17 protein-coding genes are annotated in these 18,841 nt (G+C 32.9%); 5 read left to right on the top strand and 12 right to left on the bottom strand.

All coding sequences use genetic code 11. The features are described 5' to 3' along the window. Positions 1-39 precede the first annotated feature (39 nt). Together Q7C23_RS22065 and Q7C23_RS22070 are read left to right on the top strand one after the other, a co-directional pair. Positions 40-381 carry a heavy-metal-associated domain-containing protein gene (locus tag Q7C23_RS22065; RefSeq protein ID WP_072970377.1) on the top strand — a complete coding sequence of 114 codons (342 nt, stop codon included), beginning with the start codon at positions 40-42 and terminating at the stop codon, positions 379-381. 132 nt (positions 382-513) lie between these two features. Next, positions 514-1,194 (top strand): DedA family protein, encoded by a 681-nt coding sequence (locus tag Q7C23_RS22070; RefSeq protein WP_072970378.1) that lies wholly within the window; start codon positions 514-516, stop codon positions 1,192-1,194. 160 nt (positions 1,195-1,354) lie between these two features. Here the strand turns inward: Q7C23_RS22070 and rodA are convergent, their stop codons facing one another. The 6 genes from rodA to purH all read right to left on the bottom strand — a co-directional run bounded on the left by rodA (position 1,355) and on the right by purH (position 8,611). Beyond that, the gene (gene rodA / locus Q7C23_RS22075; RefSeq protein ID WP_375034537.1) at positions 1,355-2,590 is read right to left on the bottom strand and encodes a rod shape-determining protein RodA; all 1,236 of its coding nucleotides are present in this window, start codon (positions 2,588-2,590) and stop codon (positions 1,355-1,357) included. Positions 2,591-2,605: 15 nt separating this feature from the next. Beyond that, positions 2,606-4,570, bottom strand: coding sequence for a penicillin-binding protein 2 (mrdA, locus tag Q7C23_RS22080; protein WP_375034538.1), 1,965 nt, complete (start codon positions 4,568-4,570; stop codon positions 2,606-2,608). Then, on the bottom strand, positions 4,567-5,073 hold the full coding sequence (locus tag Q7C23_RS22085) for a hypothetical protein (protein ID WP_026983889.1): 507 nt from the start codon (positions 5,071-5,073) through the stop codon (positions 4,567-4,569). Before Q7C23_RS22085 ends, mrdA begins: the two co-directional genes overlap by 4 nt. Next, the gene (gene mreC / locus Q7C23_RS22090) at positions 5,066-5,890 is read right to left on the bottom strand and encodes a rod shape-determining protein MreC (RefSeq protein ID WP_375034539.1); all 825 of its coding nucleotides are present in this window, start codon (positions 5,888-5,890) and stop codon (positions 5,066-5,068) included. The genes Q7C23_RS22085 and mreC overlap by 8 nt, the downstream gene beginning before the upstream one ends. Positions 5,891-6,000: 110 nt before the next feature. Then, the gene (locus Q7C23_RS22095; RefSeq protein WP_026983887.1) at positions 6,001-7,029 is read right to left on the bottom strand and encodes a rod shape-determining protein; all 1,029 of its coding nucleotides are present in this window, start codon (positions 7,027-7,029) and stop codon (positions 6,001-6,003) included. A gap of 55 nt (positions 7,030-7,084) precedes the next feature. Then, positions 7,085-8,611, bottom strand: coding sequence for a bifunctional phosphoribosylaminoimidazolecarboxamide formyltransferase/IMP cyclohydrolase (gene purH / locus Q7C23_RS22100; RefSeq protein ID WP_375034540.1), 1,527 nt, complete (start codon positions 8,609-8,611; stop codon positions 7,085-7,087). Positions 8,612-8,776: 165 nt separating this feature from the next. On the opposite strand from purH, the gene Q7C23_RS22105 reads away from it, so the two are divergent. Together Q7C23_RS22105 and Q7C23_RS22110 are read left to right on the top strand one after the other, a co-directional pair. Further along, positions 8,777-10,024, top strand: a complete 1,248-nt coding sequence (locus tag Q7C23_RS22105; RefSeq protein WP_375034541.1) for an ABC transporter permease — start codon at positions 8,777-8,779, stop codon at positions 10,022-10,024. 84 nt (positions 10,025-10,108) lie between these two features. Continuing rightward, positions 10,109-10,996 carry a cupin-like domain-containing protein gene (locus Q7C23_RS22110; protein WP_375034542.1) on the top strand — a complete coding sequence of 296 codons (888 nt, stop codon included), beginning with the start codon at positions 10,109-10,111 and terminating at the stop codon, positions 10,994-10,996. A 37-nt stretch (positions 10,997-11,033) separates the two neighbouring features. On the opposite strand, the gene Q7C23_RS22115 is transcribed toward Q7C23_RS22110, so the two are convergent. The 4 genes from Q7C23_RS22115 to Q7C23_RS22130 all read right to left on the bottom strand — a co-directional run bounded on the left by Q7C23_RS22115 (position 11,034) and on the right by Q7C23_RS22130 (position 16,338). Next, positions 11,034-11,531 carry a hypothetical protein gene (locus Q7C23_RS22115; RefSeq protein ID WP_375034543.1) on the bottom strand — a complete coding sequence of 166 codons (498 nt, stop codon included), beginning with the start codon at positions 11,529-11,531 and terminating at the stop codon, positions 11,034-11,036. A 168-nt stretch (positions 11,532-11,699) separates the two neighbouring features. Next, a complete protein-coding gene (gene accD, locus Q7C23_RS22120; RefSeq protein ID WP_026983883.1) occupies positions 11,700-12,554 on the bottom strand; it encodes an acetyl-CoA carboxylase, carboxyltransferase subunit beta in 855 nt (284 codons plus the stop codon). A gap of 101 nt (positions 12,555-12,655) precedes the next feature. Beyond that, complete coding sequence (fbaA, locus tag Q7C23_RS22125) at positions 12,656-13,723, bottom strand: class II fructose-bisphosphate aldolase (RefSeq protein ID WP_026983882.1); 1,068 nt, start codon at positions 13,721-13,723, stop codon at positions 12,656-12,658. A 59-nt stretch (positions 13,724-13,782) separates the two neighbouring features. After that, positions 13,783-16,338, bottom strand: a complete 2,556-nt coding sequence (locus Q7C23_RS22130) for a BamA/TamA family outer membrane protein (protein WP_375034544.1) — start codon at positions 16,336-16,338, stop codon at positions 13,783-13,785. A 37-nt stretch (positions 16,339-16,375) separates the two neighbouring features. Between Q7C23_RS22130 and Q7C23_RS22135 the strand changes: the two genes are divergently transcribed. Further along, on the top strand, positions 16,376-17,104 hold the full coding sequence (locus Q7C23_RS22135; RefSeq protein WP_375034545.1) for a TrmH family RNA methyltransferase: 729 nt from the start codon (positions 16,376-16,378) through the stop codon (positions 17,102-17,104). Positions 17,105-17,113: 9 nt separating this feature from the next. Here Q7C23_RS22135 and Q7C23_RS22140 read toward each other — a convergent pair whose 3' ends face one another. Both Q7C23_RS22140 and ubiE read right to left on the bottom strand, forming a co-directional pair. Beyond that, positions 17,114-17,827: a porin family protein gene (locus Q7C23_RS22140; protein ID WP_375034546.1), complete on the bottom strand. Its 714-nt coding sequence runs from the start codon at positions 17,825-17,827 to the stop codon at positions 17,114-17,116. Position 17,828: 1 nt separating this feature from the next. Beyond that, complete coding sequence (gene ubiE / locus Q7C23_RS22145; protein ID WP_375034547.1) at positions 17,829-18,560, bottom strand: bifunctional demethylmenaquinone methyltransferase/2-methoxy-6-polyprenyl-1,4-benzoquinol methylase UbiE; 732 nt, start codon at positions 18,558-18,560, stop codon at positions 17,829-17,831. Between the last annotated feature and the right edge of the window lie 281 nt (positions 18,561-18,841).

Below are 18,841 nucleotides of genomic sequence, written 5' to 3' on the forward strand. Positions count from 1 at the left end.
TTTTAAAATCAATTACAATAACACTAAATAACTAATACAATGAAGAATTTAATTTTAATTGCAATGATCACTTTTTTAGGTTTTTCAGCTCAGGCTCAAACAAAAAAGAACAAGAATTTAAAATATACTACCGAAGTTAACGGAAACTGTGAGCAGTGTAAAAAGCGTATTGAAAAAGCGGCCTTTAGTGTACCTGGAGTAAAGACGGCCAGCTGGGATATCAGTTCGCATCAGTTAACAGTTATTTTGAATGAAGAGAAGAGTTCTCCAGAGGATTTAAACAAAGCAATTGCAAAAGTAGGTCACGATACCAAAGAAGTAAAAGCAACACAGACAGATTACGATAATTTACATACATGTTGTAAGTACGAAAGAGATTAATATTTTTTAGAAAGCCAAGCCAATGCTTGGCTTTCTTTATCGTTAATTTATCTTTAAAATGCCGTAATTTATTGTGGTTAAACTAAATTATTCTTACTTTCACAAACTTATAAATGTAACCAAACTCATTTTATGAATAATTTTGATTGGACTCAATTAGTCAACCCTGAATTTTATATAACTTTAAGTATCGGCGGTTTTCAAATTGGTTTATACATAGTGCTGTTTATCGTTTTTGCTGAAACAGGACTTTTTGCAGGTTTTTTTCTTCCCGGAGACAGTTTGCTTTTTTTATCAGGGATATACAGCCGCGATTTAGTTCAAAATGTTGTTTATATTCCGAGTGATTTTATCAATGTTTTTTTGCTTTCGACACTAGTAGCTATTATGGGTGTTTTAGGAAATATGACAGGTTATTGGTTTGGTGCTAAAAGCGGTTATTATTTATTTAAGAAAGAAGATACTTTTTGGTTTAAAAAGAAGTACTTGTTGCAATCAAAAGATTTCTTTGAAAAATATGGCGGAAAGGCAATCATATACGCGCGTTTTTTACCAATTTTCAGAACTTTTGCTCCAATTATAGCGGGTATTGTTTCTATGGATAAAAAGAAGTTTATGTTCTTTAATGTGTTGAGCTCTTTTTTATGGTCCTTTATATTAATTTTTTCTGGACATTATTTATACGGTGTCTTTTTAAAGCAAGGAATAGATCTAAAACATCACATAGAATATATTATCGTAATTATTATAATTATATCTACCTTTCCTGTGTTGCTTAAACTGTTAAAGAAAAGACCAATAGAAAAAATATAAGACTACAAATTCTAGATATAAAAAAAGTCCGAAGTTTTAACTTCGGACTTTTTTTATATCTAGAAGAACCAAGTTCTTTTGTTGTAATAATTCAAAGGATTCTAAATTCATTTTATTGGAATTTGGTCCCGAAGTTTCGGGATAAAATTGAAATTTAAAATTACCATTCATTTACTTTGTTGGCATCCATTTTTAGGAATATAAACAATAGAATCGTGAACCCCCAGAGTCCGGAACCTCCATAAGAAAAGAAGGGTAGTGGTACTCCAATAGTCGGAAATATTCCGATAACCATTGCTATGTTTACAAAGAAGTGCGTGAATAAAATAGCGGCAACACAATAGCCGTAAACCCTGCTGAATTTTGTTTTTTGTCTTTCTGCTAAATAAATAACCCGTAAAAATAGGCCGGCAAAAAGTGCAATCACCACAAACGAACCAGCAAAGCCCCATTCTTCACCAACTGTTGTAAAAATATAATCGGTATGTTGCTCTGGTACGAATCCTCCTTTGGTCTGAGTTCCTTCCAAGAAACCTTTTCCAATCCAGCCTCCTGATCCAATCGCAATTTCTGATTGATTGGTATTGTATCCAATACCTTTCATGTCAACACTTTTTCCTAACAAGATATTAAAACGATCTCTGTGGTGTTGCTTAAAAACATTATCAAAAACATAATCTACAGAAAAAACAAAGGCAGAGATACCAAGCAATATTATGCCGCTTAAAATAATGTTTCTGTCGACAACTCTTCCTTTGAAATGAATAATCATAAGAACGGCCAAGGCAATTAAAATAACGACATAAGGTTCTAAAACAAGTGTAAGGACAAATAATAAAATGGTTATGAAACCTGTCCAGACATACCATGACGGTAAACCTTCTCTATATAATACAATAATAAAAATACTGTAAATAAGAGCGCTTCCGGGATCGGGTTGGGGTAAAATTAGTAATACTGGTAAAAAGACAATGGCTAGAGCCTGAATTTGCCTGTTTACGTCTTTTAGATTAATTTGGGTGTCACTTAAATATTTGGCCAATGCCAATGAAGTTGCAGCTTTAGCAAACTCAGAGGGCTGTAAGGTGAAGCTTCCTATGGCGTACCAACATCTTTGACCGGCAATTGTTTTTCCAAATACAAATAATCCTGCCAACGATAATAGAGAAACTCCAAAAATAATACTGGCATATTTTTCATAGAACTTTCCATCAACAAAAAGGACAACGAATATTAAAGGAATAGTACAACCAATAAAAATTAATTGTTTTTGATAAGTTCCTTCTGTCGATAATAATGATGAAGAATAAATGTTCAGCCACCCTAATATTACTAACGCAGTATAGATAAAAACACTTATCCAGTCGATGTTATTTTTTACACTTTGATTTTTCATTTGAAATAATCTTTGTTAGTTCTTTTTAGTGGTGTCTACTTTTGTTTTTTTAATTTCTGTTTTCGGAACTACTGCCTTTGGAACAATAATTTTAGCTTTTAAAACAGAATCTTTAGGTGTAGTTTCAATAGCGCTCGCTTCATTCATACCTCCTAATTTTGCATATTCAACAGCTAAACTTTTGTTTAAAACTCTAGTTTCTAAATCAGTTCTGGTGATCTTTTTTCTTAAATATTTTTCAATCATTAAACTGGCGATCGGACCTGCAACAGTTGCGCCAAAACCTCCATTTTCAATCATAATGGCTATTGCAATTTTCGGATTGTCTTTTGGGGCAAAAGCCACAAAAATAGAGTGATCCTTTAATTTTGTTCTAACACCACCTATTTTCGTGTAGTTCTCAGCAGTACCTGTTTTTCCACAAATATCAATTCCTTCTACTTTAAGGGCATAAGCCGTTCCTTTATTATATACATCAAATAAACCTGCTATAACCGGCGGGAAATACTTTTTGTCAATAGTAGTTTCGTGTTTGGTTGTAAATTTAGCGTCTATTTTTTTGCCTTCAATCTTTTTAATGATATGAGGGGTATAGTAATAACCCTGATTTGCAACTGTTGCCATCATGTTGGCTAGTTGGATAGGTGTCATTAAAACTTCTCCCTGTCCAATTGAGTTAGAAACAATTGTTGTACTTCTCCATCCACCATTCGGATATATTTTTTTATAGGTTTTAGAAGTTGGAATATTTCCTCTTTTACCTGTTGGTAAATCATATCCCATAAACTGACCTAATCCAAAACTTTTTACGTGATCACTCCAAATATCTACAGCCTTACCAGGATTATTGTATTTATTGATGGTTAACATGTAGGATTGTGCAAAATAGGTATTACAGGAATTGTAGATACCATTATTTAATTGATGCGGTCCAAAACCGTGGCATTTCATAAAACGACCTCTACCATAGCTAAAACCATGGTGACACATAAAAGTGGTGTGCTCATCAATTACACCTTCCTGAAGCGCTACCAAACCTGTTAAGATTTTAAAGGGTGATCCTGGCGGGTATTCTGCCAGAAGTCCTCTGTCGTATAATGGTTTTGCAATCGAATCGTGATATAAAAGTGTGTAATTTTTAGATTTTTGTCTTCCAACCATAATTCCCGGATCATAAGACGGAGCCGTAACTAATGCTAAGATTTCACCTGTTTTTGGTTCAATGGCAACAATTCCACCTCTTTTGTTGATCATTAATTCTTCGCCGTACTTTTGTAATTCAGCATCAATAGTTATATTGATGTCTTCTCCGGCGACAGCGATCGTATCATATTTTCCGTTTTTATAGGAACCTATTTCTCGGTTGTATTTATCTTTTTGAATGTATTTTACACCTTTTATGCCGCGTAAAACTTCTTCGTAACTTTGCTCAACCCCTTGCTGTCCGATTAAATCTCCACTATTATAGTAAGGATTTTTGGCAATTAATCTTTCGTTTACCTGAGTAATGAAACCAAAAATGTTTGCGCCATAATCTACCTCGTAATCACGAAGCGATCTTTTTTGGAAATAAAATCCATCAAACTTTCTTATTTTTTCCTGAAAGGCAGCAAATTCACTTTTGTTTAATTGTGATAAAAACACAGAAGGTAAACGAGGGCTATATACTCTAGCTTTAGCAACTCTTTTTTCGTAATCTTCTTTAGTAATATTTAATAAAGTACAAAATTCGTCAACATTAAGATTTTCTTTAATGTCGCGAGGAATAACCATAATATCATAAGAAGCCTGATTGGCAACTAATAATTTACCATATCTGTCATAAATATAACCTCTTTCAGGATAGTCATACTGTTTTTTTATCGCGTTATTCTCTGATTTTAATTTGAATGAATCATCAATAATTTGCAGATAAAATACCCTGATCAACAGCAAAGATGCTGCGATAATAATTAAGGAGGGCAGCAAAACTTTTCTCATCGTTTATTGGGCTTAATAAGATATATTATTATGATTGAAATAATTATTGTAAAAATGGTGCTAAATAGGGTTCGGAGTAAAATATCCCAAATAAATTTAAACTGAAACGCTTCGAGAGTAAATAATATTATGTGATGTAATAAAACGGAAACAAGTATGAACGAAAAACGTTCAGGTGTTAGTGATTCATTTAGTTTTATCGTTTGATACTCATAACTCAGTCCAAATGAAAATTTAAAGATGTAAGGCCTGTAATAAGCGAGAATAACACATGCAGTAGCATGAATTCCTCCCGAATTACAAAACATATCCATCGTAAGACCAAGTAAAAAACTTGAAATTATTAAACCTGATCTGTTGCTGTTTACAGGATAAAGAATAATATATAGAATGTACGGAAAAGGACTTATGTATCCTAAGAAATTCATATTGTTAAAAATAACAATCTGAATTGCAAGTAACATAATGAATCGAAAAATATTGACTAACAATGCGCTATTCATCTTTTTCCTTGTTTTCTAAATTAATAAGTTCTTCTCTATCTTTACTCTTGATAACATATACGTGGCCTAAGTTTGTCATATCGTTGAATAACTTAACTTTTATGACATAATAGCTTGTGCCTTCTTTTTTGTATACAATATCCACTGTGCCAATATTAATTCCTTCAGGAAAAATTACAGATTGTCCACCTGTGACAATGGTGTCTCCTTTTTTTACAGAAGCTAGTCTTGGAACATCTTCTAACTGAACAAATCCTGTGCTTTTTCCATTCCAGGTCAACGAACCAAAGTGATTGGATTTTTTTAGCTTAGCATTGATCTGTGATTTCATATTCAAAATACTTATCACTGTTGAATATCTTGGTGATGTATTGTCTACCACTCCAATAATTCCTAAACTATTAATTACTCCCATATCTGGTTTAATTCCTTCATTTGCTCCGGAATTTAACGTAATGTAGTTTTCGTGTCTGTTATAAGAGTTGTGAATTACTTTTGAAACAATAATATCTGCAGGTTTTACACCTTTTATACTATCTGGTAACGGTAATTTGCTAGTGTCCTCTTTGTTAAAAAGGAGACTTTTTAATCTTGCGTTTTCAAGTACAAGTTCGTCGTTTTCGGTTCTTAAATTCAAATATTCATTCACATGATTGATTCTTTCGTAAACACCTCCGCTTAAAAAATTAGCCGAGCTGATTACTTTGCTTCTGTGATAGGAATGCGATTGAATTGAGAGAGCCAACGAAATACCTAAAAGCAGCAAAAACAGCAATCGATTACTGTTTCTTATAATAAAATTAAAAATTTGCTGCATTTCTTGTTTGGTTATTTTGTTTCAGGATATGCTTTTTGGGTTCCAATTTTATTAGAGTCAAATTTGATTATTTGACTCTAATAAAAAAATATTGGTTATTATTTTGAATCTTATTTAATTAAGATACTTTTAAATTTTGCAATGTTTTTCAATGCCATTCCAGTTCCACGAACTACTGCTCTTAAAGGATCTTCGGCAATGTAAACAGGTAAGTCTGTTTTTAGTGAAATACGTTTGTCAAGTCCTCTCAACATAGATCCACCACCAGCTAAGTAAATACCTGTGTTGTAGATATCGGCCGCTAATTCAGGAGGAGTTTGCGATAAAGTTTCCATTACAGCATCTTCAATACGTTGAATTGATTTGTCTAATGCTTTTGCGATTTCACGGTAGGATACATCTACTTGTTTTGGTTTCCCAGTAAGTAAATCTCTACCCTGAACTGACATATCTTCTGGAGGACCGTCTAAATCTTCGATAGCAGCTCCAATTTGAATTTTTATTTTTTCAGCAGTACTTTCTCCCACAAAAAGATTGTGTTGTGTACGCATGTAATACACGATATCATTTGTGAAAACGTCACCTGCAATTTTTACAGATTTATCACATACAATTCCACCTAATGCAATTACAGCAATTTCAGTTGTACCACCTCCAATGTCAACAATCATATTACCTTTTGGCTGCATGATGTCGATACCAATACCAATTGCTGCTGCCATTGGCTCATGAATCAGGTAAACTTCTTTTCCGTTTACTCTTTCACAAGATTCTTTTACAGCTCTCATCTCAACCTCAGTGATTCCAGAAGGAATACATACTACCATTCTTAAAGCTGGAGTAAACATTCTTTTTTTCAATGCCGGAATGCTCTTAATGAACATATTGATCATTTTTTCTGAAGCATCAAAATCGGCAATTACACCATCCTTCAGAGGCCTTATGGTCTTGATGTTTTCATGCGTTTTACCTTGCATCATGTTGGCTTCCTTACCAACAGCAATGATTTTGCCTGATATTCTGTCACGTGCAACGATTGACGGACTATCAATAACAACTTTATCATTATGAATGATTAAAGTGTTTGCGGTACCAAGGTCTATCGCAATATCCTCGGTCATGAAATCAAAAAATCCCATAAGTTTTTTAGGGGTTTAAAATGTTATAAATAATTATCGAACAAAGTTAAACAAATTAATGTTTAAAATGACGTGTTCCTGTAAATACCATTGCAAGATTATTTTCATTGCAATAATTGATGCTTAATTCATCTTTTATTGATCCTCCTGGCTGAATTACAGCTGTAATTCCCGCTTTTTTAGCTAATTCTACACAATCCGGAAAAGGGAAAAATGCATCACTTGCCATTGAAGCTCCTGTCAGATCAAATCCGAAAGCTTTTGCTTTATCAACAGCCTGCATCAAAGCATCAACTCTTGAGGTCTGACCCGTTCCTGATGAAATTAAAGTTCCGTTTTTAGCAAATACGATTGTATTTGATTTTGTGTTTTTACAAATTTTAGAAGCAAAAATTAAATCTTCTATCTCTTGTGCAGTTGGCTCTGTGATAGTAACGGTTTTTAAATGCTCTTTAGTATCTGTAATATTATTTCTATCCTGAATTAACAAACCATTAAGACATGTTCTTACTTGTCTTGAAGGTAATTCAACTTCATTCTGAACTAATATAATTCTGTTTTTCTTTTCTTGTAAAACTGCAATTGCATCATCGTCATAACTTGGTGCAATTACAACCTCACAGAATAATTTATTGATTTCTTGTGCTGTAGCCAAATCAATTTTAGTGTTTGCAATCAAAACTCCACCAAAAGCAGATGTAGGATCGCAAGCCAAAGCTGCTAAATAAGCTTCGCTAATTGTTTTTCTTGAAGCTAAACCACAAGCGTTATTATGTTTTAAAATAGCAAATGTTGGTCCGTCAGTTTTAAATTCATTAATTAAATTTACTGCAGCGTCTACATCTAATAAGTTGTTGTAAGACAATTCTTTTCCGTGAACTTTTTTGAAAATAGCCTCAAAATCTCCAAAGAAAAATCCTTTCTGGTGTGGATTTTCGCCATATCTTAAAACCTGCCCGTCAGCAATGCTTTCTTTGTAGATGGTTTCATCTGTATTGAAATAATTGAAAATAGCACCATCATAGTGAGAAGAAACGTGGAATGCTTTTGTAGCCAATAATCTTCTGTTTTCTAATGTTGTTGCTCCGTTTTGTTCTGTGATCAAATCTAAAAGTAAACTATATTCATTTACTGAAGCTACGATTACAGTGTCTTTGAAATTTTTTGCACCGGCACGAATCAATGAAATTCCACCAATATCAATTTTTTCAATAATATCTTGTTCACTTGCACCAGAAGCAACTGTTTTTTCAAAAGGATATAAATCAACAATAACTAAATCAATCTGCGGAATATCAAATTCCTTCATTTGTTGAACATCACTTTCATTATCCTGACGATTTAAAATTCCGCCAAAAATCTTTGGGTGTAAAGTTTTTACTCTTCCTCCAAGAATTTCAGGAAATGAAGTTATATCTTCTACCGGAACTACAGGAATTCCAAGATTTTTAATGAAATCTTCAGTTCCTCCAGTTGAATAAAGAGTTACGTTTTGCTCGTGTAATTTTCTAACGATTGGCTCTAGTCCATCTTTCGAAAAAACAGATATTAATGCTGATTGTATTGTTTTAGTTGTACTCATTGTGTAGTTATGATTTTCAGACTGCAAAAGTAGTTTTTTTAAATATTATTTTAAAGAAAATTAATGTAACATTATCTTAAAAAAAACTACTGATGAGTAAGTTAACTTTTATTAGGTTTTTGATTTTAATTTATTGAATTTTACTTTATTGAAAAATACGAAAATATGCTGCTTTATTTAAGATTATTAAAGGAAAGTCTGAGCTTTGCCATAAATGCTTTGCGAAATAACAAATTGCGTACATTATTGTCGTTGTTGGGTGTTACAATTGGTATTTTTTCGATTATCGCTGTTTTGGCTGCTGTCGATTCTCTGGATCGTAAAATTTCTAAAGATTTGAGCAGCTTAGATAAAAATACAATTTATTTAATGAAATTTTGCTTTGGGCCATCAGAAATTCCGCAATGGAAAAGAGAGCAGTTTCCAAATGTGAAATATGATGAATATATCGCTTTAAAAAATTCACTCAACAATACACAGCAGGTCGGTTATCAGCTTTTTGTAAATAGAGAAAGTTTGAAATATGATTCAAAAACTGTTGCCGATGTTAATATGGTTCCTTCTTCTTATGAAATGGTTGACATTGACGGATTAACTTTTGATAAGGGAAGATTTTATACCGAATCGGAATCTAATTCCGGATCACCGGTAATTGTTTTAGGATATGAAATTGCCACCGGACTTTTTGGTTCTGATGATCCTATCGGAAAAAGTATTCGTTTGTATGGACAACGTTTTACTGTTATTGGCGTTATGACAAAAATGGGTGCGGGATTTTTTGGAGATAGTAATGATACATCGGTTTATTTTCCGGCAAATTTTTTACGCAGAATGTATGGCGATAGTGATGCCATGACACCAGTAATTGTTTTAAAACCGGTTAAAGGTGTCGATATGGATGCTTATAAAGCCGAAGTTGCACAAAAATTAAGAGCCATCCGTGGAATGAAAGCGGGTGAAATAGATAATTTTTTTGTGAATGTTCTTTCTGGATTTACTGATTTTATTGACGGAATTTTAGGTCAGATGAATGTTGTGGGTTGGATTATTAGCGGATTTTCTCTTTTAGTAGGAGGCTTCGGAATTGCTAATATTATGTTCGTTTCGGTTAAAGAACGAACCAATTTAATTGGAATTCAAAAATCATTGGGGGCGAAAAATCGTTTTATATTATTTCAATTTTTATTTGAAGCTATAATTCTTTCTGTTATTGGCGGAATAATTGGGCTTTTAATGGTTTGGGGGATCGCACTTGTTTTGACAAAAGTGCTTGACTTCGAATTCGTTTTAAGCTTTGGAAATGTAATTTTAGGAACTACGTTAGCAGCCATAATTGGGTTAATATCCGGAATTCTGCCAGCAATTTCTGCAGCGAACTTAGATCCTGTTGAAGCTATTCGAACTGGGATGTAGTAAGTTTCTTTTGTGTTATTAGTTGTGATTTTTTTAAAGGAGTAGATACTTACTTGGTAGGTAGAAATTTAAATCAATAAATAAATGAGCTTTAACTTAAAACCTGTCGATACTGTTGAGTCTATTTCTAGAGAAGATTTTAAAAAGAACTACTTAGATAAAAGGAAGCCTTTAATTATAAAAGGTTTAACAAAAGACTGGCCGGCCAGAGAAAAATGGACCACGGATTATTTTAAGGAAATCGCAGGGGATATTGAGGTAAAACTGGTTGATAATTCAAAAGCAGATCCTACCAAAGTAATCAATGCCTCTATTGCGAGTATGAAATTTGGAGAATATCTGGATTTAATAAAAAGAGAGCCAACGCAACTCCGTATATTTTTCTTCAATCTTTTTAAACACAGACCAGAATTAATAAATGATGTAAAAGTCCCAAAGGAATTAATGGGCGGTTTTATAGAAAGTATGCCTGCTATGTTTTTTGGAGGTTCAAGTGCTTTTACTTTTTTACATTATGATATCGATTTACCGCATCTTTTTCATACCCATTTCGGAGGAAGAAAGCATATTATATTATTTGATTATAAATGGAAGAAAAGACTTTATTGCGTTCCAAATACTACCTATGCTTTAGAAGATTATGATGTTGCCAATCCGGATTTTGAAAAATTTCCCGCTCTAAAAGGTGTAGAAGGTTATGAAGTTTTTCTGGAACACGGAGATACTTTGTTCATGCCAACCGGAATGTGGCATTGGATGCGCTACGTAGATGGTTCTTTTTCATTAAGTCTTCGTGCATGGGATCGATCGATAACACGAAAAATGGCCAGTGTCTGGAGTCTATTCATGCATGGTGCAGTAGATAGCGCTATAAAAATAGTTTTTAGAGAGCGTTATGCTATATGGCGTGAGAAACTAGCTTTTAAAATTGCAGAAAAAGAATTGAAAAAGGATTTGAAAAAGACAGTGTAATTAAGGAATTTATTGTGGATGGAAAGTATTTTTTCCTTTATAATTTGGGTTTTATGAATGGAAGTATTATTCTGTTTTGATTCCATTTAATATCTTCATAATTGTAAAATTCATTGTTTTTCTTGTATTTTAAAACTGTATCTTCTTCTTGTGTTGTTCTTCTTGTAGAAAAAGATCTTAGTTGGTTTTCATTTAAATAAGAAAGCAGAGCATTATTTTTTATAGTATCATTTTGAGACGCAATTACAAGCATACGTTTCATTTTATTTCTACTTGCAACATTTTGTTTTATAAAATCAACAATGCTATTATTTGGAACTTTAATTATCTCAATTGGTTTAATGTTAAAGAAATCTGGAATTGTATCTTTTTCAGATGGAATGCAATGCCAAGGCGTATATTCTTTTTGATAAAAATAAAAATCGCCTTTTTGATCTATAATTAAATTATTGTAAGAGTAAAATCCAGAAGGAGGGGGTGGAATTTTTTTCTTTTTTAATTCATTTAATAATTTGCTCTTTTCGATTGAAATCACATAAGAAGTGTTTTTTTTCTGGCTTTCTTTCTTGTTGCAATTCAAAAAAATAAAACAAACCATAAAACCAATAAAAACTCGCGTCATAGAAATCAGATTTAAAATAAAGATATAAAAAAATCCCATTTGCAGAGCGAATGGGATTTTATATGATTTAGAAGTTTAAAACTATCTAATTGTATTATTTTGAATCAAATCGATATACAAGTTAATCTTGTCTTTTAATTCTTTTCTAGGCGTGATAAAGTCAAGGAAACCGTGCTCTAAAAGAAACTCAGCAGTCTGGAAACCTTCTGGTAAATCTTTACCAGTTGTGTCACGAACAACACGAGGTCCGGCAAAACCAATCAAAGCACCTGGCTCAGAAATATTAATATCTCCTAACATAGCGTAAGATGCAGTTGTTCCTCCAGTTGTTGGATCCGTACAAAGTGAAATGTAAGGTAATTTAGCTTCTGCTAATTGCGCCAGTTTTACTGATGTTTTAGCTAATTGCATTAACGAATAAGCCGCTTCCATCATACGAGCTCCACCTGATTTAGAAATCATTACAAAAGGCAATTTGTTTTTGATTGCGTGATCAATACCTCTGGCAATTTTTTCACCCACAACAGCTCCCATAGATCCACCAATGAAGGCGAAATCCATACAGCAAATTACAAGCTCTCTTCCTTTAGATTTTCCTACTCCTGTACGAACAGCATCTTTAAGATGTGTTTTTTCCATTACATCTTTTAATCTTTCTGCATATTTTTTTGTGTCCACAAAATGCAGAGGATCTTTTGATGTCATGTTTTTATCTAACTCAACAAATTCGTTGTTGTCGAATAAAATTTCAAAATAGGTTGCGCTTCCAATTCGAACGTGAAAATCATCTTCAGGGCTTACGAATAAGTTTCTGGCTAATTCGTCTGCATCAATAATTTTTCCAGTAGGAGATTTGTACCACAATCCTTTCGGAACGTCCATCTTATCTTCTGTCGCGGTCGTAATTCCTTTTTCCTGTCTTTTAAACCAAGCCATTTCTTTTAGTATCAGTGTTCAGTAATAAAAATTTCAGTGTTCAGTAGTATTCAGTTTTAAGTATTCGAGCTGAATACTTAAAACTGTACACTGATTACTTTTTATAACGTGTTTACGTTATTTAAATCAGCAAAAGCTTGTTCAAGTCTTGCGTTGAATGTTACTTCGCTTTCACGAACCCATCTTCTTGGGTCATAATATTTTTTGTTAGGAACATCAGCACCTTCTGGGTTGCCAATTTGAGATTTTAAATAGTCAAGGTTTTTAACCATATAATCACGAATTCCTTCAGTATATGCAAATTGTAAATCTGTATCAATATTCATTTTGATAACTCCGTAGCTAATACCTTCTCTGATTTCTTCAAGTGTAGAACCTGAACCTCCGTGGAAAACGAAATCTACCGGGTTATGACCAGTGTTGAATTTGTTTTGAACAAAGTCCTGAGAATTTTTTAAGATTTTTGGAGTTAATTTTACGTTTCCTGGTTTGTAAACACCGTGAACGTTTCCAAAAGCTGCAGCAATTGTAAATTTAGGACTTACTTTAGATAACTCTTCGTAAGCATAAGCTACTTCTTCTGGTTGTGTGTATAATTTTGAACTGTCAACATCAGAGTTGTCAACACCGTCTTCTTCACCACCTGTAATACCTAGCTCGATTTCTAATGTCATACCCATTTTACTCATTCTAGCTAAATACTCTTTACAGATCTCGATGTTTTCTTCGATTGGCTCCTCAGACAAATCGATCATATGTGAACTGAACAATGGTTTTCCTGTTTCTGCGAAATGTTTTTCAGATGCATCTAACAAACCATCAATCCAAGGTAATAATTTTTTTGCACAGTGGTCAGTATGTAAGATTACAGTTGCTCCGTAAGCTTCTGCCAAAGCGTGAATATGTTTTGCTCCTGCGATTCCACCAGCGATTGCTGCTTTTTCTCCTGCGTTAGACAATCCTTTTCCTGCGTTAAATTGTGCTCCTCCGTTTGAAAATTGAATGATAACTGGCGCATTAAGTTTCGCTGCAGTTTCAAGAACTCCATTAATTGTGCTTGACCCCGTAACATTTACTGCTGGAAGTGCAAATCCTTTTTCTTTCGCATAATTAAAAATCTCTTGTACCTGATCTCCTGTAGCTACTCCTGGTTTAATATTGTGTGCCATTGTAATTTTTTTTAGTTGTTTTTAGGTTTTTAGGTTGCAAAAATAAGAATTAATTAGCATTAGAAAGGATAATTTATTCCAAAATTTAAAACCGAGTGCCCAAAATTGTACTCTTTGAACCAGCGGTCTCCCTTCTCATGCGCCGGATTATAAGTCTTGAAGCCTAAATCTAAACGAACAACAAAGAAGCTTAAATCGTATCGTAATCCGAATCCCGTCCCTAAAGCAATCTCAGCTAAATCGTTTACGTTGTTAAATTTTGCCTTCTCATCTGTAACATTATCGAGCACATTCCAGATATTTCCGGCATCTGCAAAGACAGCTCCTTTAACATCTCCAAAAACTTTAAATCGGAATTCGGCACTTAATGCAATTTTCATATTGGCCTCATTAAAATCGTCTAAAGCATCTGTGCTTCCCGGACCTAATGAGTAAGGTTGCCACGCACGATTATCATTTGAACCTCCGGAATAATAACTTCGTGAAAACGGAATATAATCTGAGTTACCAAAAGGGATCGCAATTCCGAAAAAGCTTCGAACAGCCAAAACTTTTTCTTTTCCAAAATCCCAGTGTTTAATATAATCGAATTCTGTTTTAAGATATTCTGAATATTCTAAGTTGAATATTACATAATTACCATTCACGTTTTTTTGAAGATTTGCTATATTTGAAACAGCAGATAACAAAGTTCCCGCCGATTCAATTTTTGCTTTAAATTGATAGAAATTATTATCAGCAAGATCTTTTTTTGTTGTTTTGGTAAACGTATAACTTGAGGCTAAAATAAAGTCATTTTCAGTCAGACGAACTCTTCGTTCTTCGATACTCTTCACGTCTTGATATTGTTCGTCTTCAGGTGTCAATACAGTCTTTTCGGTTAAAACATCATTAGTAAAACCGGTTGTTCCTGATGAAATTATTAGATTTCCATTTTCGTCAACATTGCTTGGTGTTGTATTATAAACATTTGCAATACCATTTAATTCATCATATGATGAAGTATAAACATTAAAATAATTGTCAGGGTTTAAATTACGTACAAATTGAGCATTCAGTACTTCAAGTTTAACGGTATTTAAACGTTTAGGTGACCAATTATAAGATAATCCGCCGGTAAAATTTTCCTTATCCAAACCAATATTACGTTGCTTTGAGAAACCTGCAGCAATACTGGTAGACGGAATCATTCTTTTTGGGATAATTTTTTCGGTTCCAAAAGGCATTAAGATTCTCGGAAAATTAAGCTTAGTATCAAATCCATATTCCGAGACATTAAAGAAATTATCATTAGGGTTGGCCATGTCTTTTGATGATCCAACATTTACACGAGCAGAAATTTCAAGTGTTTCAGCTCGGTTAAAAACATTTCGAATCGTTTCTGAAACACTGGCTCCAATTCCAAAATCCTGAATATTGGAATGTGTTACATCGAGAGTGGCTCCAAAACTATATTTTTTTCTTGGTGTCAGATAAACATTCGCAATTAAGGACTGCGCAGTAGAATCTCTTTTATCAACCTCATATTGTATAGAGGGATAATTAAAAATCTTCAGGTTGTTTAAGTAACGTGATGAAAGTGTTGTTCTTGTGTCAGAATAAGTGCTTCCTTTATTAATAAAAATGGCATCCGTAATAGCGCGCGGTTTGTATTTTAGTTTTTTGTAACTGTACAGATTAAAGTTTTTATAAGTTGTACTGTCTGTTATTTTGCTTTTTGCATTAGCTGCAGAATAATCGGTATAAATATTTACATCACTTATTTTATACAATTTAAAAGGTTCAGATCTGCTTGAATCTCTTTCCTGGATATTATTGTTACCAATTTTTAGATTAATGTCTGCTTTGTTTTTTTTGCCAATGGTATCAATATCAAAAGTAACATAAGTTGGTTGAAAGAAATAAGCACCGTGGTTTCTGAAATAAGTTGTTATACGGTTTTTTTCTTCTTCAAAATCAGAAGTTTTATATTGATTGCCGGATTTTAAGACAGAAGGCTCCGGATTTGTTTTATATAAAGAATCTAAGGCGGGAGTTAAAATAGTTGTTCTGATAGAATCTAAAGTATAACCTGGCCCGGTAAGAATATTGTAATTGATTTTTGCTTTTTTTGGAGCAATGCTATCAATCGTATAATCTGTTTTTACATTGAAATAACCATTGTTGAAATAGTAGAATTTTAAACGTAATAATGTTTTTTTTGTTTTTGTAGTATCAATAATAACCGGTGGTTCACCAGTGTTTTTTAAGAATTCATGAATACCTTTATATAAAAAGGATTGCCCAAGACGATCGACTTGTTTTGCTGATAAAAATTTTGACTGACGCTCATACAAGCCTGGATTATTTTTAAATTTAGCCTGATATGTAGAATCCGGATTTAAATTAGCTAAATTGTATAAATTTAAACGCAATTTATAACCTAGTAAAGTACCATTTGGTTTTTGATACATCTGATTTGATGCAGTTTCATCATTGGTGCTCTTCCCATTTACAAGAATATTATTTTTTACAAGAAGCTTTTTTCCATCAGGAACTCTTTTTACAGCATCACAAGCGCAAATAAATATTGCTATTAGAATAAATGCTATTATTTTTGTGGAATTCTTTTTCAAGTGTTTTTAAATATTTAATTCAAAAGTACATTATTTTATGGTTAGTAAAAACCAAATAAAACTTATAACAGGTTTACATCAAAAAAAGCAGCGTTTCGCAAATCAATTATTTTTTGCCGAAGGAGTAAAGGTAATTCAGGAATTGTTGGAATCCAATTTTGAATTAGAACATTTATACACGACTTTAAATGATTTTGAGACTGTTCAGTCTTCAAAGCGCACGCTTATTAATGAGCAGGAACTCAAAAAAATAAGTGCTTTGGCAACTCCAAATTCTTGTTTGGCTGTATTCAAAATCCCTGCCGAAAATAAAATAATCGACTCAGGATTAATCATTGCTTTAGACGATATTAGAGATCCCGGAAATTTAGGAACAATTTTACGTCTTTGCGATTGGTTTGGTATCAAACAAATCATTTGCTCTAAAGAAACAGTAGATATTTATAATCCAAAAGTAGTACAAGCTACAATGGGGTCTATTGCCAGAGTAAATGTTAATTACATTGATCTGAAAACTTTTATCACACAAACAAAATTACCGGTCTTTGGAACTTTTATGGACGGTGATAATATCTATCAGTCTAATCTGCCTCAAAGCGGAATCATTATTATGGGTAATGAAGCCAATGGTATTTCAGCAGAAATAGAAAAAATAGTAACCAGCCGAATCTCAATTCCAAGATTTGGAGAACTACAAAAAACAGAAAGTTTAAATGTAGCTACTGCAACAGCAATTATTCTTAGTGAATTTAAACGAAATAGTTAAGAATTTGTTTTAATGAAAAGTGAAATTTATTAAAATTGCTCTTGATTTCATTGAGTCAATATTATCAGTGTATCCGCTCGGCTGACCTGGATTGTCGCGAATTAATTCATCTGTAATTCCGAACATACCTCTGATTGAAGGAGAGAAAATAAAATACTCAGAGAAAATATCAATTCCAAAACCTAGTTCGTATGCTGCTGTCCAAGGTTTTACTCTGAATTTACCCTCGTAGTTGTCTTCTTTAGATTTTGAATTGCTGGACAAGTTTAATGTTGTTGACATTCCCCCAACTAAATACGGGCGGATGTTTCCGGTACGTAGTGCTGAAAATTTCAATAATAACGGAAAGTGAATATAAGTACTGTTTACTTCTCTTAAGTAATCTTTTTCTAAATCTCCAACTTCCGGAAAATATAAATCGCGTTTAGTATAATATAAACCAGGCTCAAAACGCAAGTTTAAGTACTCTTGCAGTCTTAAATCAGCTACAACACCCACATTGAATCCGGTTGTTTTTTTTACTTGAATATCTTGTTCTGGAGGAGTTTTGTAGTCAAATTTAAAATCAAAACTATTAAAGCCCAGGTAATAACCAAAATACAGGCGTTGTTTTTGCCAGTTTTCAAGATTGATTATAGGGTCCTTGCTAAACATACTCTTAGCAAATTGCGAATATCCTTTTGTCGATAAGACTAATAAAAGTAAGATTACTGTTTTTTTCATACTATTTTTTAGAAGCAGAATAAATGGTTGCAACTCCAAAAGTTTGAGGCATTGCCACAACATCTATAAACCCAATTTTTCTCAAAATATTGTTTAAAGCTTCTCCGTAAGGAAAAACAGCCGCAGATTCTGATAAATAGCCATATGCTGAATTATCTTTTGAAAATAATTTTCCGATTATCGGAAGTATATTTTTGCTGTAAAATCTATATCCTTGTTTATATGGAGTTTTATCAGGAACTGAAGTTTCTAAAATAACAAATACACCACCCGGCTTTAAAACTCTTAAGATTTCAGAAAAACCTTTTTCTAAGTTTTCAAAATTTCTAACTCCAAAACCAACTGTAATGGCATCGAAATAATTATCTTCAAATGGAATGTTTTCTGAGTCACCTAAAACTAAATCAATAATAGTAGAAAGGTTTTTATCTGCAACTTTCTTCTTTCCCACTTCAAGCATTCCGGCAGAAATATCCAGACCAATGATTTTCTCAGCCTTAGTCTGAGCCATTAAAATAGCCAAATCGCCGGTTCCTGTTGCGATATCAAGAATTATTTTCGGATTGGTATCAGATACTATTTTTAATACTTTTTTTCGCCATTTAATATCGATTCCAAATGAAATTACGCGATTCAAATTATCGTAGTTCCCAGAGATGTTGTCAAACATTTGGGCAACCTGTTCTTTTTTACCTAAAGAAGAGTCTTTATATGGGGTTATTTTTTCAGACATTTTTTTTATTTACGCAAATATAATACAAACTGTGTTAACTGTAATTGCGTTTTTTAATTTGTAAATCAAATGTTTTAGAATAAGCTTTTTAAAAAACACCTGAGCTGGGTTTTGACTCTAATCAAAAGCAGGTATTTTTATAAAATCACTAAATGTGGGTATTGTGCAATGCTTGATTTATGGCCACTTTTGCTAAAGATAAAATGGATCAAGCACAAAACCTGGGGAGGAAATGTCAAAATAAAATAAGAAATTTGCAATCTAAGAATTTGAGATGACCC

This window comes from Flavobacterium sp. LAR06 (assembly GCF_041946075.1).
In the GTDB taxonomy this organism is placed as follows: Bacteria; Bacteroidota; Bacteroidia; order Flavobacteriales; family Flavobacteriaceae; genus Flavobacterium.

Coding starts and splice junctions, on each gene's coding strand:
- Q7C23_RS22065 (WP_072970377.1), top strand. CDS start 40: ATGAAGAATTTAATTTTAATTGCAATGATCACTTTTTTAGGTTTTTCA.
- Q7C23_RS22070 (WP_072970378.1), top strand. CDS start 514: ATGAATAATTTTGATTGGACTCAATTAGTCAACCCTGAATTTTATATA.
- rodA (WP_375034537.1), bottom strand. CDS start 2,590: ATGAAAAATCAAAGTGTAAAAAATAACATCGACTGGATAAGTGTTTTT.
- mrdA (WP_375034538.1), bottom strand. CDS start 4,570: ATGAGAAAAGTTTTGCTGCCCTCCTTAATTATTATCGCAGCATCTTTG.
- Q7C23_RS22085 (WP_026983889.1), bottom strand. CDS start 5,073: ATGAATAGCGCATTGTTAGTCAATATTTTTCGATTCATTATGTTACTT.
- mreC (WP_375034539.1), bottom strand. CDS start 5,890: ATGCAGCAAATTTTTAATTTTATTATAAGAAACAGTAATCGATTGCTG.
- Q7C23_RS22095 (WP_026983887.1), bottom strand. CDS start 7,029: ATGGGATTTTTTGATTTCATGACCGAGGATATTGCGATAGACCTTGGT.
- purH (WP_375034540.1), bottom strand. CDS start 8,611: ATGAGTACAACTAAAACAATACAATCAGCATTAATATCTGTTTTTTCG.
- Q7C23_RS22105 (WP_375034541.1), top strand. CDS start 8,777: ATGCTGCTTTATTTAAGATTATTAAAGGAAAGTCTGAGCTTTGCCATA.
- Q7C23_RS22110 (WP_375034542.1), top strand. CDS start 10,109: ATGAGCTTTAACTTAAAACCTGTCGATACTGTTGAGTCTATTTCTAGA.
- accD (WP_026983883.1), bottom strand. CDS start 12,554: ATGGCTTGGTTTAAAAGACAGGAAAAAGGAATTACGACCGCGACAGAA.
- fbaA (WP_026983882.1), bottom strand. CDS start 13,723: ATGGCACACAATATTAAACCAGGAGTAGCTACAGGAGATCAGGTACAA.
- Q7C23_RS22135 (WP_375034545.1), top strand. CDS start 16,376: ATGGTTAGTAAAAACCAAATAAAACTTATAACAGGTTTACATCAAAAA.
- Q7C23_RS22140 (WP_375034546.1), bottom strand. CDS start 17,827: ATGAAAAAAACAGTAATCTTACTTTTATTAGTCTTATCGACAAAAGGA.
- ubiE (WP_375034547.1), bottom strand. CDS start 18,560: ATGTCTGAAAAAATAACCCCATATAAAGACTCTTCTTTAGGTAAAAAA.